The sequence below is a fragment of the Tolypothrix sp. PCC 7601 genome (assembly GCF_025677855.1).
Classification (GTDB): domain Bacteria; phylum Cyanobacteriota; class Cyanobacteriia; order Cyanobacteriales; family Nostocaceae; genus Aulosira; species Aulosira diplosiphon.
On sequence record NZ_CP064879.1, the window covers coordinates 8,373,606 to 8,388,239 of the forward strand.

Sequence of the window (14,634 nt, forward strand, 5' to 3'; positions counted from 1 at the left end):
CAATTTGGCGATGACAAAATTTAAAACTCTAGCGTTAATTACTGTCGGTTTAACAATTGGTTTCGGACTACAATCTTGTACGCAATCTAACAAAACAGCAAATCAAGCAACCAATAAATTACAAGGAAAGTTAGTTTTAACAGGTTCGAGTACAGTAGCACCTTTGGCAGCAGAAATCGGGAAGAAATTTGAATCAGAACATCCGGATGTGCGAGTCGATGTGCAAACAGGTGGTTCTTCTCGTGGGATTGCTGATGCACGTACAGGTGTTGCCAATATTGGCATGGCATCTCGGAGTCTGAAAGCAGAAGAAAAAGACTTAAAAGCTTTTGCGATCGCCCGCGATGGTATTGGCATGATTTTGCACAAAGAAAATCCGGTAAAATCGCTGTCAAATCAACAAGTTATCGATATTTACACGGGTAAGGTTAACAACTGGCAACAAGTTAGTGGTAAGAATGCACCCATCACAGTTGTGAATAAAGCAGAGGGACGTTCTACCCTGGAATTGTTTCTCAGCTATTTCAAACTCAAAAATAGCGATATCAAATCATCGGTTGTAATTGGGGACAATCAGCAGGGGATTAAGACAGTAGCAGGTAATCCCAATGCCATTGGTTATGTATCTATTGGCACTGCTGAATTTAGTATCAACAATGGCGTACCAATTAAGTTATTACCTCTGAATGGAGTCGCGGCTAGCACAGAGAATATTAAAAATGGCACATTTCCCCTTGCTCGCCCTTTGAATTTGGTTACCAAAACCCAGCCGCAAGGGTTAGAACGAGCATTTATCGATTTTGCCCAGTCGCCACAAGTCCATGACATTGTTAAAAAACAGGATTTTGTCCCCATCTCAAAGTGATAACCTTCTCCTGTGGATATTACGGCTATTAGCTTTAATTACAGGTATTATTGTTGTCTTAATTACCACATTCTTATTACTCGAAGCTTTGCCCATCCTGCAACAACTAGGATGGCAGCGTTTTATCAGCGATCCATCTTGGCATCCAGTACAAGGATTTTATAATTTGCTGCCGATGCTGTGGGGAAGTTTGTTAGTAACACTCGGTTCTATACTGTTGGCAACACCTTTAGGCATTGGTTCAGCAATATTTTGTCAATATTATGCGCCGCCTGTAATTGCCAGATTGTATCGCACCTTAATTGAGTTACTGGCTGGCATTCCTTCCGTAGTTTACGGTTTTTGGGGTTTAGTTGTCCTTGTGCCTCTAATTGGGAAACTGCAAGCACCAGGAACCAGCTTGCTAGCAGGAATCGCTATTTTGACATTGATGATTCTGCCGACGATCGCCTTAACTGCAGAAGCTAGTTTCTCAGAAGTACCGGCTGAGTATCTCCAGGGTGCAGCCGCCTTGGGAATTTCTCGCTGGGCAACAATTAGCAGCGTGGTTGTACCAGCAGCTAAATCTGGCTTATTTACAGGTTTGATTTTGGGAACGGGAAGGGCGATTGGAGAAACAATGGCGGTGTTGATGGTTTGTGGCAATGTCGTGCAAACACCTAAGAGTTTATTTGACCCCATTCGCACCCTAACTGCCAATATAGCTTTAGAAATGGCTTATGCCACAGGCAATCACCGTTCAGCCTTATTTGTCAGTGGCTTGTTGCTAATGGTAGCGATCGCCATTTTAGTAGCTGTGGCGGAAACTATTAGCCAAAGAAACATTTATGGCTAAAAAATCTCTGCCATTACCTACCTTAGTACTGTGGGCGATCGCATTCTTGATTACCGCAGTTTTCTGCTGGATTTTCAGCGATATCTTAGGGCATGGTTTAGGGCAAATTTCTTGGGAATTTCTGACAACAGCACCGGAAAATGCCGGGCGCGAGGGGGGAATTGCGCCGATTTTGATTTCTACCTGTTTGATTTTGAGCGTTTGTATGGCAGTTTCTCTCCCCCTCGGTGTTGGTACTGCCGTGCTACTAGCCGAATTTACCACCAGCGAAAGTGTTTTTGGGCGTTTAGTGCGTCGTAGTTTAGATGTGTTAGCGGGAGTGCCATCTATAGTTTTTGGCTTATTTGGTAATGCTTTTTTCTCCATCAAGTTGGGATTGGGCTTTTCGATATTGTCTGGTGGGTTGACATTAGCTTGTATGGTTTTGCCTATCTTGATTCGTTCCACAGAAGCAGGGCTGCGGGCTGTTCCCCAGGATTATCGTTTAGGGGCTGCGGCTTTGGGATTATCACGCACCACCACATTAGGGAAACTTTTATTACCAGCAGCCACACCAGGGTTAGTTGTCGGTTTAGTGCTGGGAATTGGCAGAGCGATCGCAGAAACCGCTGCATTAATTTTTACCAGTGGCTATGTGGATCGAATGCCAGAGTCTTTACTCGATTCTGGGCGATCGCTATCGGTTCACATTTTCGATTTATCAATGAATGTCGCCGGCGGAGATGCTAACGCCTACGCCTCTGCTTTGGTGTTGTTGATTTTATTGTTGCTGATCAATGGCATCGCAATTTGGACAGCTCAATTTTGGTTAGCGAGGAGAATCACATCTTGAGCAAAAAAACTCAATTTACGCAAAATGCCCCATTATCTCTGCCTGCAATGCAAACGGAGCAGCTGAGTTTATATTACGGTAAAAAAGCCGCGTTTACAGATATTACTATGCCAATTCAGGCAGGTAAAATTACTGCCTTAGTGGGGCCTTCTGGCTGTGGCAAAACCAGTTTTTTAACTTGTCTAAATCGCTTAACTGATTTAATCCCCCATACCAAAGTTAGCGGCAGCATTCGCCTAGATGATTTAGAAATTCTCAACAGCCGGATAGATGCGATCGCCCTGCGTCGGCGTGTGGGAACCATCTTCCAAAAGCCAAATCCTTTTCCCTTTTCTATTTGGAAAAATCTCGTCTTTCCCCTCCAAGAACATGGCGTTAAAAACCGGGAAAAAATTAATTGGCTAATTGAAACTACTCTACAAGATGTCGGACTATGGAAAGAAGTTAAAGATAGGTTGCATAGTTCTGCCTTATCTTTATCTGGTGGACAGAAGCAGCGTTTATGTATTGCCCGGGCTTTAGTTTTGCAACCGGAAGTATTACTATTTGATGAACCCTGTAGCGCCCTCGATCCCATTTCTAGCGGCGTAGTTGAAGATTTAATTGCCAGTCTGCGAGGACGTTACACCGTGGTAATTGTCACTCACAACCTCGCTCAAGCGAGGCGGATTGGCGATTATGCTGCCCTATTTTGGGTACAAACAGAAGTAGGAAGATTAATTGAATATGGTACAGTCGAGCAGATTTTTACAAATCCACAACAAGATTTAACAGCTGCTTATGTAAATGGTATTCGCGGGTAATTTATTATCAAGCAAAACTCAAAATTACCAATTACCAATTACCTATCATCTTAATGTTTATCATTACCAGAAATTCGGCAATGTTTAGGATATTCAATATAGGGAATTAAAATAGAACATTTATCTAAAAATTCTTCAGCATATTGAGCTTTATAAAAATCTGCTTCTGAAGGATTCCACTCAATAGTTGAGCCGTTTTGGAATTTGAAAAATCCTTTACTAAGAAGTGCTTTCCGCGCCTCAATAAATTCTGGTAATTGTTGTATTGCCTGTGTAGTTAACTCCGAAATAATTCTATCAGCTATACCAGAAAGCTTAGTTTGATCGCCATTGGCATTATTCTCAGAAGCATTCTCAATCAAATGAGATAAAATATCCTCTCGCTGCATTCTAATGTTTGCCACTGAATCTTCATCCCAAAAGCAGAAATGCAAGATTCTATCTAACGTATCAATACATAAAATTTTACCTTCTGAGTATCTTTCAATTAGAAAGCCTACCCAATTAGCTTCATCAGCATTGATAGTCTGTTTTTCATAATTTGCATCTAACGGTTTCCTGTCCTTAGCTTCGCCCATTCTGTAATAACTCCCTAAACCTAAAATTATTTCTCGCTTTTTCGCTTCAGATGAGGCTTAATAACTTAACACTCCCAAGAAATTTTTAACTGTTATTTCTCAATATGCCCAAAACAAGTTGATTTATCTCGGTTTTTGGTGTTTGGTGTTTGTACCAATTATCCATTACCCATTACCCAAAATTGCTATAACTGGCTTTTTGGGTTTGCATCTGGGAATTATCAATATAAGCAATCATCGTTACCTGTGCCACAGGCTAATTTGTTTATGTCATTAATGCTCAAGATGGTTAATTTGACGGCAATTATTGCCAGATTGTGTGATTGATATTTTATGCGTTATCAACTCATTCGTCAGCACAGTGAAGAAGATTGTGGCGCAGCTTGTTTAGCTACAATCGCCAAACACTACGGTCGGATTTTTAGCCTTAACCGTGTCCGTGAGGCTGTAGGAACGGGACAACTTGGTACTTCTTTGTTGGGGTTAAAACGTGGGGCGCAAACTTTAGGGTTTAATGCTAGAGGAGTCAAAGCTGCACCAGAAATTCTCGATAAATTACAAGAACTACCCCTACCAGCGATTATTCACTGGCAAGGTTACCACTGGGTAGTGTTGTATGGGCGACGGGGTAAGAAATATGTAATTGCAGATCCGGCTGTGGGACTGCGTTATTTAGCAAAGCATGAACTGATGGCGGGGTGGGGAAATTGGCTGATGCTGTTAGTCGAACCAGATAGCGATCGCTTTTTTGAGCAAGAAAGCGATCGCATTGGTAATTTTCGGCGGTTTATGCAGCCAGTCTGGAATTATCGCGCTATCCTCGGCGAAGCATTTCTAATCAATATTTTTGTAGGACTGCTGTCGCTGATTTCTCCGTTTCTGCTGCAAATTCTCACTGATGATGTGCTGGTGCGTGGTGATACCAAACTGCTAGTAAATGTTGTCTTAGCAGCGATTGTGATGAATTTGCTCAGTAGCAGTCTCAGACTAGTGCAGTCTAATCTGATTACCCATTTTGCAGGGCGGCTGCAGTTAGGATTGGTATTAGAATTTTGTCGGCAAATTCTGCGCTTACCTCTGACATACTACGAATCTCATCGCAGTGGAGAAATTATGAGTCGGCTGCGAGATATTCAAGAAATTAATCAGTTAGTTTCGCAATCTGTAATTGGATTACCCAGTCAGTTTTTTATCGCGCTGATTTCCTTGGGTTTTATGTTGTTCTACAGCATGAAGCTAACTTTTCTGGCGTTAGCTTTCTCAGCGTTGATGACATTATCTACATTGCTATTTTTACCTATATTGCAACGTAAATTCCAAAATTTATTAATATTAGAAGCAGAAAACCAAGGCATACTTGTTGAGACTTTTAAAGGAGCCATCACCTTTAAAAGTTTATCTGCTGCCCCACAATTGTGGGAAGAATTACAGACTAAATATGGCAGAGTTGCCAATTTAGGCTTTAGAACTATGCAGATTTCTGCAATTAATAATATTTTTTCGAGCTTGGTATTTACAGTTAGTAGCGTTATCCTCTTGTGGTTTGGCAGCAGTCTGGCGATCGCTAAAGAATTAAGCATAGGACAATTACTCGCTTTTAATAGCATGAACGCTAATTTCCTAGGGTTTCTCAGCACAGTCATTGGCTTTGCTAATGGGTTGGTGCGCGCTAGAACTTCCATTGAGCGATTAGCAGAAGTTATTGATGCCACTCCTGAAAATCAAGGAGATGAGCAAAAACCTTGGGTAAAAATTCCGGCTAATTCCGATATTGTTTGCCTTGATATTAATTTTCACCACGCTGGCAGAGTTGACTTATTAAAGGATTTTTCCTTGACAATTCCCGGAGGGAAAATAGTAGCGTTAGTTGGTCAATCAGGCTGTGGTAAAAGTACATTGACCAAACTAATTTCTGGATTGTATCCGTTGCAATCTGGCAATATTCGGATTGGCGATTACAATTTGCCAGATATATCTTTAGATTCACTACGTCAACAAGTAGTGCTAATTCCCCAAGAAGCGCATTTTTGGAGTCGTTCTATTATTGAGAATTTTCGTTTAAATGCTCCATATACAAGCTTTGAAGCTATCGTTCAAGCTTGTAAAATCACTGGCGCTGATGAATTTATTAGTCGCCTACCCGATAAATATCAAACTGTCTTAGGTGAATTTGGTGCGAACCTCTCCGGCGGACAGCGTCAGCGTTTAGCCATAGCTAGGGCCATTGTCTCTGACCCATCGATTTTAATTATGGATGAATCCACAGGGGCTTTAGATCCCGCCAGCGAATCTTATCTCCTAGAGAAATTATTGAGCGATCGCTATGGTAAGACTACAATTCTCATTAGTCACCGCCCTCATGTGATTCAACACGCAGATTGGATAATTGTGTTGAACGAAGGCCAATTAACCGCCCAAGGATGTTTCACAGATTTGCAAGCTCAACCTCACAACCCCTTATTCTTCTTAAATTTTTAGACAACCTGGATTGGGGACTGGGGACTGGGGAACTCGGGGCCCCCTCTGGGGATAAGGGGTAATGGGGATTGGGGATTGGGTACTGGGGACTGGGGATTAGGGAGATGAGGGAGAGGAAGGAAAATCACAAACACCAATTACCAATTACCAATTACCAATTACCAATGCCCAATGCCCAATGCCCAATGCCCAATGCCCAATGCCCATTACCCATAACTTTAGTAACAAATCAGTAATAATTTACACATTTACCTTTAGCAAGACCTATTATATAAAGCCGTTGGGTATTTAAGGGAGGTTGTGCATCACAAGACCAAGATTTTGGCTGGAATTTACGGAATCTGATTTTGTCTTGTGTTTCTATGTCATGTCCCAACGTAAAAATGCCCTAGACAAGAACTCTGTACTCTTAAAAAACCTGTTCTAAAACATAAAGTAGAAAGTTTTCTAGATTAAACAAAATAGGGACACACCACCTGCATTAGTTTTTTGCTCCTTTGAACGGTGGATTATTGCCACTGTTTGTCATCACTTAGTTTAAAAGGGAGAATACCTGAATATGGCTCGAAATAATAAGAAATCAAGAGGTTTTAACTGTGAACATCCAGGGTATTCCAGATGCCCTATCTGTTGTATTGTTCCACCACACATACTAGAAAATGTTGCTGTTAATGGTAACCCTGAGCAACGCAGTTGGGCTTTTCAAACATTAAACGTTTCTGCACAGTTACGTGGTAGAAGAAATGTCATCGGTTCTGTCTCGTTTGCGCCATCCCCAGGTGTGAAGCGCCGGACTATTTATGATGCTAAAAATTCCGAAAATTTACCTGGGATATTGGTGCGCGGTGAAGGAGATCCACCAAGTAGCGATCCCGCAGTCAATGAAGCTTATGATTATGCTGGCGCTACTTATGACTTATTCCATGAAATATTTGATCGCAATTCCATTGATGATAAAGGATTACGTTTAGACTCTACCGTGCATTACGGTGTCAAATATGAAAATGCTTTCTGGAATGGCGACCAGATGGTCTATGGTGATGGTGATGGACAATTATTCCAACGCTTCACTAAATCCATTGATGTAATCGCCCATGAACTGACTCATGGCGTGACTCAATATGAGGCTGGTCTACAGTATTACGGCGAACCAGGGGCGCTTAATGAGTCATTTTCTGACGTTTTTGGCGCTTTAGTCAAACAGAAAAGCAAAAATCAAACCGTAGAGCAAGCAGACTGGATTATTGGGGAAGGTCTTTTAGCTCCGACTGTTAAAGGTGTTGGGATTCGTTCCCTGAAAGCACCAGGAACAGCATACGACGATCCAGTCATGGGTAAAGATCCGCAACCTGCTGTGATGAAAGACAAGTACACAGGTACAGAAGATAACGCTGGCGTGCATATCAACTCAGGTATCGCCAACTATGCTTTTTATCTAGCTGCAATGGAGATTGGCGGCTATGCTTGGGAAAAATCTGGCAAAATTTGGTACATAACTTTGCGCGATCGCCTGCGTGCTAATGCTAACTTTAAAGCAGCAGCTACTGCAACTATCAAAGTTGCTAGCGAACTTTACGGTAACGATAGTAAAGAACAAAAAGCTGTACAGAATGCTTGGCAAAAGGTAGGTGTGATCAAATAGTGAATGGTGAATGATGAATCATTAACAAGTAAAATTTTCATAATTCATCATTCGTGATTCAAAATTTACACTGTCTTGTCCTTTGTTGTTACACTGGAAGATAACCATCGAAATCTTCCAGTTTTTTTATTTCTTCCCCTAGAAAGCACAACGGAGAGCAAAAAATGAGAATCTCCTTTGAACGCACAGGCGGCTTTGCTGGAATTAGCAAGAAAACAACTGTTGACACCGCTAATCTCCCGCCTCATGAAGCAAACGAACTCCCGCGACTAGTGGAAGCTGCTGGTTTATTTAACCTACCTGAAAAAATTACTTCACCTAATCCCCAAGCGGATCGCTTTCAATATAAGTTGACAGTAGAAGACCAAGGTAAGCAACATACTGTTACTGTCAGTGAGGCCGCCTTACCCGGAACTTTAAGACCCCTGATTGAATGGCTGAATCAATTAGCCAAGCGTTCTTAGGGACTTCTAACTAAAAACTTTGTAGGCAGGGAGCAGGGGAGAAAAACAGGCAGTAGTGGCTTGTCTAGACTAAAATAGTGCATTATTCAAACTCTTGTGGGATGGGCATCTTGCCCGTCCTGGGCGGACAAGATGTCCACCCCACAAGAAAATTATATTGCCACATTTTAGCCTTGTCGCGCCAGTAAAGTGAAATAGCAATTATTTAAATAAACATTACTACCAATATCCCCGACTTTTTGAAAAAGTCGGGGATCTAAATCTTGCTAAAGTAAGTGCCATTCAACCCTTGTATGCTTAACTTCGGGATAAAGCCATCACTTCATCAGTTGTTAAAGCTTCCCAAGCTGTGCCTTTGTAGCCATAATCAAAAATTTCGGGATGCAACATTTCTGCCAAAATTTCTAGAGAATCTACTAGCCTTGGCCCTGGACGGTTAAAATAGGCATTCCCATCGGTAATGTAGACTCTACCAGTTTGGGCAGCATGAAGTTGTTGCCATTCGGAACGTTGGGTTAATAACTGTGCTTCTTGGCGAGTGCGTTCTAAATCCCAACCGCAAGGCATAAAGATAATGATATCGGGATTGCTGGCTATGAGTGTTTCCCAAGGTAAAACAGCCGATGGTTGACCTGGGGAACTAAATAGCGTTTGCCCACCTGCCAAGTTAACTAATTCCGGAATCCAATTAGCAGCTGTCATCAACGGATCGATCCATTCAATGCAAGCAACTGTAGGCACTTCTGTTAAAGAGAGTCCTTGGATTTTCTGTTGACAAATTTTGACACGAGCTTCTAGGTTTTCTAACAACTTCACTGAGTCTACCTGGAAGATATTACCGATGTGCTCAATATCATTCCAAATATCTTGCAGCACGTTGGGTTGCAGAGAAATAATTTGGGGTGAATTGTCGATGAGACTGGCAACTGCTTTTTCTAATTCTTCGAGGCTGACTGCACAGACATCACACTGGTCTTGAGTCACAATATGGGTGGGCCGTAATTGCTCTAAAATCTCCGTATTAATTTCATAGATGCTGAGAGCTGATTGTAATAAATCATTCACATCATCGTGAATTTTCCGGCTGGAGGCATTAGTATTAATCCGGGCTGTGGTACAAATGGGGCGATCCTGAATCTCTGGGGGATAATCACATTCGTGCGATCGCCCTACAATTGCGTTACTCAAACCCAGTGCTGCTAAAATCTCTGTTCCACTTGGAATGAGAGAGACAATTCTGACGCTGCTATCTTTCATTGCTCCACCTCTGTAACAGCTGCTCTAATCACAATTGTCGCAAAATTTGTGACCTAGCGTATCTCTCTAGAAGAATACACTGGCTTTTCAAGGATTTTTTTAGCAAAAATTAGCAATAACTTGAATAGCAAGCATCAGGAGAATTTAAACAATAAATTTGCAACATTTTGTCAAGCTCACATTTCAAAAAACCTAGACTCTTCTCACTTCACTCTTAAGTTCCGTAGCACAACAAAATCAGCAAGTTAGCGCGATTAAACCCAAGAATGTAAAGTTTTATGACAAGGCAGAAAACCGAAACGATCACAAAGTTGATCCTTGTTTTATTTCACTTTCTTAATATATTGATAGACAATTGTTAACTTATTTATAAGTATATATACTAGTTGGGTGAAATTTCATAAGTTTAATGCATATATAAAGTGTGTTTTTAATTGTCTTAGGCTGAAAAATTTATCAATAGATGTAATGTTCTTGAATTTATTCTTAAATAATGCTAATTGTGTAAAAACCGTATTTCAATCTCCTGAGATGCGTAATAGCGGGTCATTAATAGACATCGCTTCCAAAGTGGCAATCATTGCGATCGCTAAGATGGGAGATAAGGTTTGCAGCTTAGTAGCTCTGAGTTGATTAGCACAGAACTATTGAATAAAAAGTGAGTTACGCCTCAACTTTTGCCGTGGCGGTTGCCTAAGCAAGCGACCACCAACAGCATGAATGAATACTGAACACCAAGAGTAACTGTATGCTACACCCAAAGCCAGTTATGAAGTACAGTTATCGTCTTTATTTAATTTGACTGAGCGCCAAAACAAAGCATTGTTCGGCTTCAACAACGTTTTAATGAGTCATCTTACATCATAGAGGAATGATTGTCTATGCAAAGCATAAATTCTGGCAGAAATGACAGGTGATGAAATTACGTCTAATGGAAACTGATTACCACAAATTTTGTAATTTTGTCGATAATTTTCAAACCACGATTTTTAACAGTTATTGAAGCCCTGAAGGGGAAATAGGCATTTTTAATTTATATCAAATCTAAATTGCAAACCTGAGTAACAATACTAGCCTCCAGAGCGTCACGCTAGAATCACAGGAGTTGATAGTAAAAAATATACTTTCCGGGTCTGAAAAAACCTGTGAAGTAATTGTATTTATTAAAGATGACTCTACTTTCCCCGTAGAACTCCAAAGCAAAATTATTTCTTACGCAGGTTAAAAAATGCATGTGGTGGCAGCTAGAGATATTACAGAAGCCAAGCAGTCCCCGGGAGCTTTGCAAACTCGAGAACATGCTCGCCGAAAACAAAGTCAAACATTGGTGCAGCTAGCAAGAAGTAAAACATTCCAACAAGGTAATCTCAATGCAGCATTCCAAGAGATTACAGAAGCTGCTGCTCGCACGCTCAATGTGCAGCGAGTTGGTGTATGGTTATACAACGAAGACCACTCAACATTAGAATGTATTGATTTATACGACTTTAAAACAAAAGAACATACCTGCGGCTTGTCGCTTTTGAAGGCCAATTACCCTGATTATTTCCAAGCTTTATCAGAGGAACGCAGTATTGCTGCCGATGATGCCATCAACGATATGAGAACTCAAGAATTATCCCAGTCTTATTTGTCTATGTTGGGTATTGCGTCTTTGTTGAATGCACCAATTTGGCTAGGAGGTCGGTTAGTAGGAGTAGTTTCTCACGAACATTTAGGCGAGATTCGCCAATGGACTTTGGAAGAAGAGAATTTTGCTGGTTCAATGGCAGATTTTGTCAGCCTAGCGATAGAAGCCAGTGAGCGTAACGCTGCAGAGTCCGCACTGCGTCAGAGCGAGGCTCAATTCCGAGCGATTTTTGAGTGTTCCTCAATCGGTATCGGACTCATAGATATGAAAGTAGAAATAGTGGATGCTAATCCAGCACTATGCCAGATGCTAGGTTACAGCCGTGAAGAACTATTTGGGCAGAGGTTTACCAATTATATTTCCCAGCAGAAGGGAGATTTAGAGCTTTTTGGACAACTTGTTTCTGGTATTAATAAAGATCCAGAACAACCTGCACAAAGAAATCGCATTGAGATGGAAAGACTCTTCCTTCATAAACAAGGAGGGTTAGTTTGGACTCATCTGTCAGTTTCAGTTATCCGTGACAGCTACGGTAACCCTGAGTTTTTCTTAGCTATTGTTGAAGATATTACCGAACGCAAGCAAACTGAGTTAAAACTGCGCGCCTCCCAAGCAGCCGCAGAAGCAGGGAGTCGTGCCAAAAGTGAATTTTTAGCGACCATGAGCCATGAACTGCGAACACCCCTGAACGCGATTATGGGTTTATCGCAATTGTTGCAACAAGAAATGGTCGGCCCTCTCAATGAAAAGCAGCAAGAATATATAAGTTGTGTATATAGCAGTGGTCAACATCTCTTAGCCCTAATCAACGATATTTTGGATCTATCTAAGGTAGAAGCAGGGAAAGAAGAACTGTTGCAGTTACCTTTGCTAGTTAGAGATGTGTGTAATTATGTGATATCTACAGTATCAGACCAAGCCTTAGATAAGGGATTGCAACTGAGCAACGAAATTGACTCAGAAACCGAGATTTTTATTGGAGATGAGCGGCGAGTCAAGCAAATGCTACTCAATCTACTGACAAATGCAATTAAATTTACACCAGCAGGTAAGGTATCCTTAGAAGTTAAAAAAGTCAATAATGGTATTACTTTTACAGTTGCTGATACTGGTATAGGAATTGATCCGAATAACTTTCAATTTCTCTTTGAACCATTTAAACAGCTTGATAGTCGCTTAAATCGTCAGTATGAAGGTACGGGTTTGGGTCTAGCCTTAACACGCAAATTAGCACGTTTGCATGGTGGCGATGTTACAGTGGAATCGGCTTTGGGTCAAGGAAGTCGGTTTACGTTGTTTCTGCCAGATCAACCTTATAGTGGTTCGTAATGGGTAATTGGTAATTGGTAATTGGTAATTGGTAATGGGTAATTGGTAATTGGTAATTAATGATTACGAAAGTAAGCTATAGATTGAGCAAGAGCGAACTGCAGGCATAAAGCTCAAGATTTCGGAGTGCTTAAGCTAATTTTTGTCAAAAAAAGCCGCCCCAGTGGGTGGCAAAAAATTATCAGTACAGCTTGAAGTTGTGTAGTAAGCAGCAAAGTGCTTACTACGTACAAGAATACTAGCGATCGCAATTAGCAATCGTAGTATAGGTAAAATTCGTAGGGATGAGGACGTAATTGTAGCTGCTTAACTTCGTTAACTAGCTTGTACTCGATCCAGTTTTGGATAAAGTCTTCTGTGAATACACCGCTTTCAGTCAAGAAGGCGTGATCGTTTTCCAGTGCTTCTAATGCCAGTTCCAAAGAACCAGGAGTAGAAGGAACTTTTGCTAGTTCTTCTGGAGAAAGTTCATAGATATTTCTGTCTAAGGGTTCACCAGGATGGATTTTATTCTTGATACCATCAATACCAGCACAAAGCATAGCAGCAAATGCCAAGTAAGGGTTAGAGGTAGCATCTGGGCAACGGAACTCTAAACGTTTAGCTTTGGGGTTAGTACCAGACAGAGGAATCCGCACAGAAGCAGAACGGTTACCTTGGGAGTAAGCCAAGTTAACAGGTGCTTCATAACCAGGTACTAAGCGCTTGTAAGAGTTGGTGGTGGGGTTTGTGATGCCCAACAATGCTGGTGCGTGTTTGAGGATACCACCGATGTAATACAGTGCCATGTCACTCAAACCAGCATACTTATCACCTCCAAATAGAGGTTTACCATCCTTCCAAATAGACTGGTGACAGTGCATCCCCGAACCATTATCACCAAAAATTGGTTTTGGCATAAAGGTCACGGTTCTACCATATTTCTTGGCAACGTTCTTGATGACATACTTGTAAGTCATCAACCAGTCAGCAGCTTCGATGAGCTTACCAAAGCGGAAACCCAATTCGCACTGACCACCAGTAGCAACTTCATGGTGTTGTTTTTCAATGGGTACGCCGCAAGCTGCCATCGTCAACAGCATTTCTGTACGCATATCCTGGAAAGTATCAGTGGGCGCAACTGGGAAGTAACCTTCTTTGAAGCGTGGTTTGTAAGCGAGGTTAGGGCCTTCATCTTTACCAGAATTCCAACGACCTTCTACGGAGTCTACGTAGTAATAACCTGAGTTGGCAGTTTGGTCAAAACGGGCATCATCAAAGATAAAGAACTCAGCTTCTGGGCCAAAGAAAGCTGTGTCACCAAGGCCAGTAGAAACTAAATAGTCTATGGCTTTTTGGGCAATCACGCGGGGACAACGGTTATACCATTCGCCTGTGCGAGGTTCTTTAATGCTACAAATTATACTTAGAGTTGGCTCTTTCATGAATGGGTCGATCCAGGCAGTGTTTGGATCTAAAACCATTGTCATGTCTGATTCTTCGATGCCTTTCCAACCCCTAATACTGGAACCGTCGAAAGGTACGCCATCAGTGAATGAACTTTCATCGATTTGGTTGTAGTACACGGTTAGGTGCTGCCATGTCCCTGGTGTATCGATGAATTTCAGATCAATCATCTGAATTTTTTGGTCTTGAATCAATTTCAAGACTTCTTGTGGGGTTGTCATTGTTACTCCTTCTCTGCCAATTAAATAAACTCAAACTAGAATCTTTAAACCACGCTGACCCTGCTGAGATGAACCCAATTGTGACACACCTGGAATATCCTAAGGATATGACATTAAGAATTTTTGTAGTCTTTGTTACAGATTCTCCGGTTTACAGTTTCTATTAACCTTTGCCTCATACCTGTACAAAAATCGAACATACCATCTCAGAGGGGTCAACTTTGGCATAGAATCCTTAAATAGCGGGTAGATTG

At 41.4% G+C, this 14,634-nt stretch carries 12 protein-coding genes; 9 read left to right on the forward strand and 3 right to left on the reverse strand.

Going from position 1 to position 14,634, the window contains the following annotated elements:
* Positions 1 to 10 precede the first annotated feature (10 nt).
* Genes HG267_RS33960 through HG267_RS33975 form a run of 4 tightly spaced genes read left to right on the forward strand, consistent with a single transcriptional unit; the run spans position 11 to position 3,335 of the window.
* Positions 11 to 865 carry a phosphate ABC transporter substrate-binding protein gene (locus tag HG267_RS33960; RefSeq protein WP_045874102.1) on the forward strand — a complete coding sequence of 285 codons (855 nt, stop codon included), beginning with the start codon at positions 11 to 13 and terminating at the stop codon, positions 863 to 865.
* On the forward strand, positions 846 to 1,700 hold the full coding sequence (gene pstC / locus HG267_RS33965) for a phosphate ABC transporter permease subunit PstC (RefSeq protein ID WP_228045578.1): 855 nt from the start codon (positions 846 to 848) through the stop codon (positions 1,698 to 1,700). Before HG267_RS33960 ends, pstC begins: the two co-directional genes overlap by 20 nt.
* Positions 1,693 to 2,532, forward strand: a complete 840-nt coding sequence (gene pstA, locus HG267_RS33970; RefSeq protein ID WP_045874104.1) for a phosphate ABC transporter permease PstA — start codon at positions 1,693 to 1,695, stop codon at positions 2,530 to 2,532. The genes pstC and pstA overlap by 8 nt, the downstream gene beginning before the upstream one ends.
* A 47-nt stretch (positions 2,533 to 2,579) precedes the next feature.
* Positions 2,580 to 3,335 (forward strand): phosphate ABC transporter ATP-binding protein, encoded by a 756-nt coding sequence (locus tag HG267_RS33975; RefSeq protein ID WP_045874162.1) that lies wholly within the window; start codon positions 2,580 to 2,582, stop codon positions 3,333 to 3,335.
* A 50-nt stretch (positions 3,336 to 3,385) separates the two neighbouring features.
* Here the strand turns inward: HG267_RS33975 and HG267_RS33980 are convergent, their stop codons facing one another.
* A complete protein-coding gene (locus tag HG267_RS33980) occupies positions 3,386 to 3,913 on the reverse strand; it encodes a hypothetical protein (RefSeq protein ID WP_045874105.1) in 528 nt (175 codons plus the stop codon).
* Between the two features lie 333 nt (positions 3,914 to 4,246).
* Here HG267_RS33980 and HG267_RS33985 point away from each other — a divergent pair, with 333 nt between their 5' ends.
* From HG267_RS33985 to HG267_RS34000, 4 genes are all read left to right on the forward strand, one after another.
* Positions 4,247 to 6,391 carry a peptidase domain-containing ABC transporter gene (locus HG267_RS33985; protein ID WP_045874106.1) on the forward strand — a complete coding sequence of 715 codons (2,145 nt, stop codon included), beginning with the start codon at positions 4,247 to 4,249 and terminating at the stop codon, positions 6,389 to 6,391.
* 68 nt (positions 6,392 to 6,459) lie between these two features.
* A complete protein-coding gene (locus HG267_RS33990) occupies positions 6,460 to 6,627 on the forward strand; it encodes a hypothetical protein (RefSeq protein WP_155539620.1) in 168 nt (55 codons plus the stop codon).
* Positions 6,628 to 6,950: 323 nt separating this feature from the next.
* Positions 6,951 to 8,033 (forward strand): M4 family metallopeptidase, encoded by a 1,083-nt coding sequence (locus HG267_RS33995; protein ID WP_045874107.1) that lies wholly within the window; start codon positions 6,951 to 6,953, stop codon positions 8,031 to 8,033.
* 164 nt (positions 8,034 to 8,197) lie between these two features.
* Positions 8,198 to 8,497 (forward strand): protealysin inhibitor emfourin, encoded by a 300-nt coding sequence (locus HG267_RS34000; protein WP_045874108.1) that lies wholly within the window; start codon positions 8,198 to 8,200, stop codon positions 8,495 to 8,497.
* Positions 8,498 to 8,794: 297 nt separating this feature from the next.
* Here HG267_RS34000 and HG267_RS34005 read toward each other — a convergent pair whose 3' ends face one another.
* Positions 8,795 to 9,754, reverse strand: coding sequence for a cobalamin-binding protein (locus HG267_RS34005; RefSeq protein ID WP_045874109.1), 960 nt, complete (start codon positions 9,752 to 9,754; stop codon positions 8,795 to 8,797).
* Between the two features lie 1,228 nt (positions 9,755 to 10,982).
* On the opposite strand from HG267_RS34005, the gene HG267_RS34010 reads away from it, so the two are divergent.
* Complete coding sequence (locus HG267_RS34010) at positions 10,983 to 12,713, forward strand: GAF domain-containing protein (RefSeq protein WP_045874110.1); 1,731 nt, start codon at positions 10,983 to 10,985, stop codon at positions 12,711 to 12,713.
* Positions 12,714 to 12,964: 251 nt separating this feature from the next.
* On the opposite strand, the gene glnA is transcribed toward HG267_RS34010, so the two are convergent.
* Positions 12,965 to 14,380, reverse strand: coding sequence for a type I glutamate--ammonia ligase (gene glnA / locus HG267_RS34015; protein ID WP_045874111.1), 1,416 nt, complete (start codon positions 14,378 to 14,380; stop codon positions 12,965 to 12,967).
* Positions 14,381 to 14,634 lie beyond the last annotated feature (254 nt).

Bases quoted from the DNA above. Each gene is read 5' to 3' on its own strand.
- HG267_RS33960 (WP_045874102.1), top strand. From the start codon at position 11: ATGACAAAATTTAAAACTCTAGCGTTAATTACTGTCGGTTTAACAATT.
- pstA (WP_045874104.1), top strand. From the start codon at position 1,693: ATGGCTAAAAAATCTCTGCCATTACCTACCTTAGTACTGTGGGCGATC.
- HG267_RS33975 (WP_045874162.1), top strand. From the start codon at position 2,580: ATGCAAACGGAGCAGCTGAGTTTATATTACGGTAAAAAAGCCGCGTTT.
- HG267_RS33980 (WP_045874105.1), bottom strand. From the start codon at position 3,913: ATGGGCGAAGCTAAGGACAGGAAACCGTTAGATGCAAATTATGAAAAA.
- HG267_RS33985 (WP_045874106.1), top strand. From the start codon at position 4,247: ATGCGTTATCAACTCATTCGTCAGCACAGTGAAGAAGATTGTGGCGCA.
- HG267_RS33995 (WP_045874107.1), top strand. From the start codon at position 6,951: ATGGCTCGAAATAATAAGAAATCAAGAGGTTTTAACTGTGAACATCCA.
- HG267_RS34000 (WP_045874108.1), top strand. From the start codon at position 8,198: ATGAGAATCTCCTTTGAACGCACAGGCGGCTTTGCTGGAATTAGCAAG.
- HG267_RS34005 (WP_045874109.1), bottom strand. From the start codon at position 9,754: ATGAAAGATAGCAGCGTCAGAATTGTCTCTCTCATTCCAAGTGGAACA.
- HG267_RS34010 (WP_045874110.1), top strand. From the start codon at position 10,983: ATGCATGTGGTGGCAGCTAGAGATATTACAGAAGCCAAGCAGTCCCCG.
- glnA (WP_045874111.1), bottom strand. From the start codon at position 14,380: ATGACAACCCCACAAGAAGTCTTGAAATTGATTCAAGACCAAAAAATT.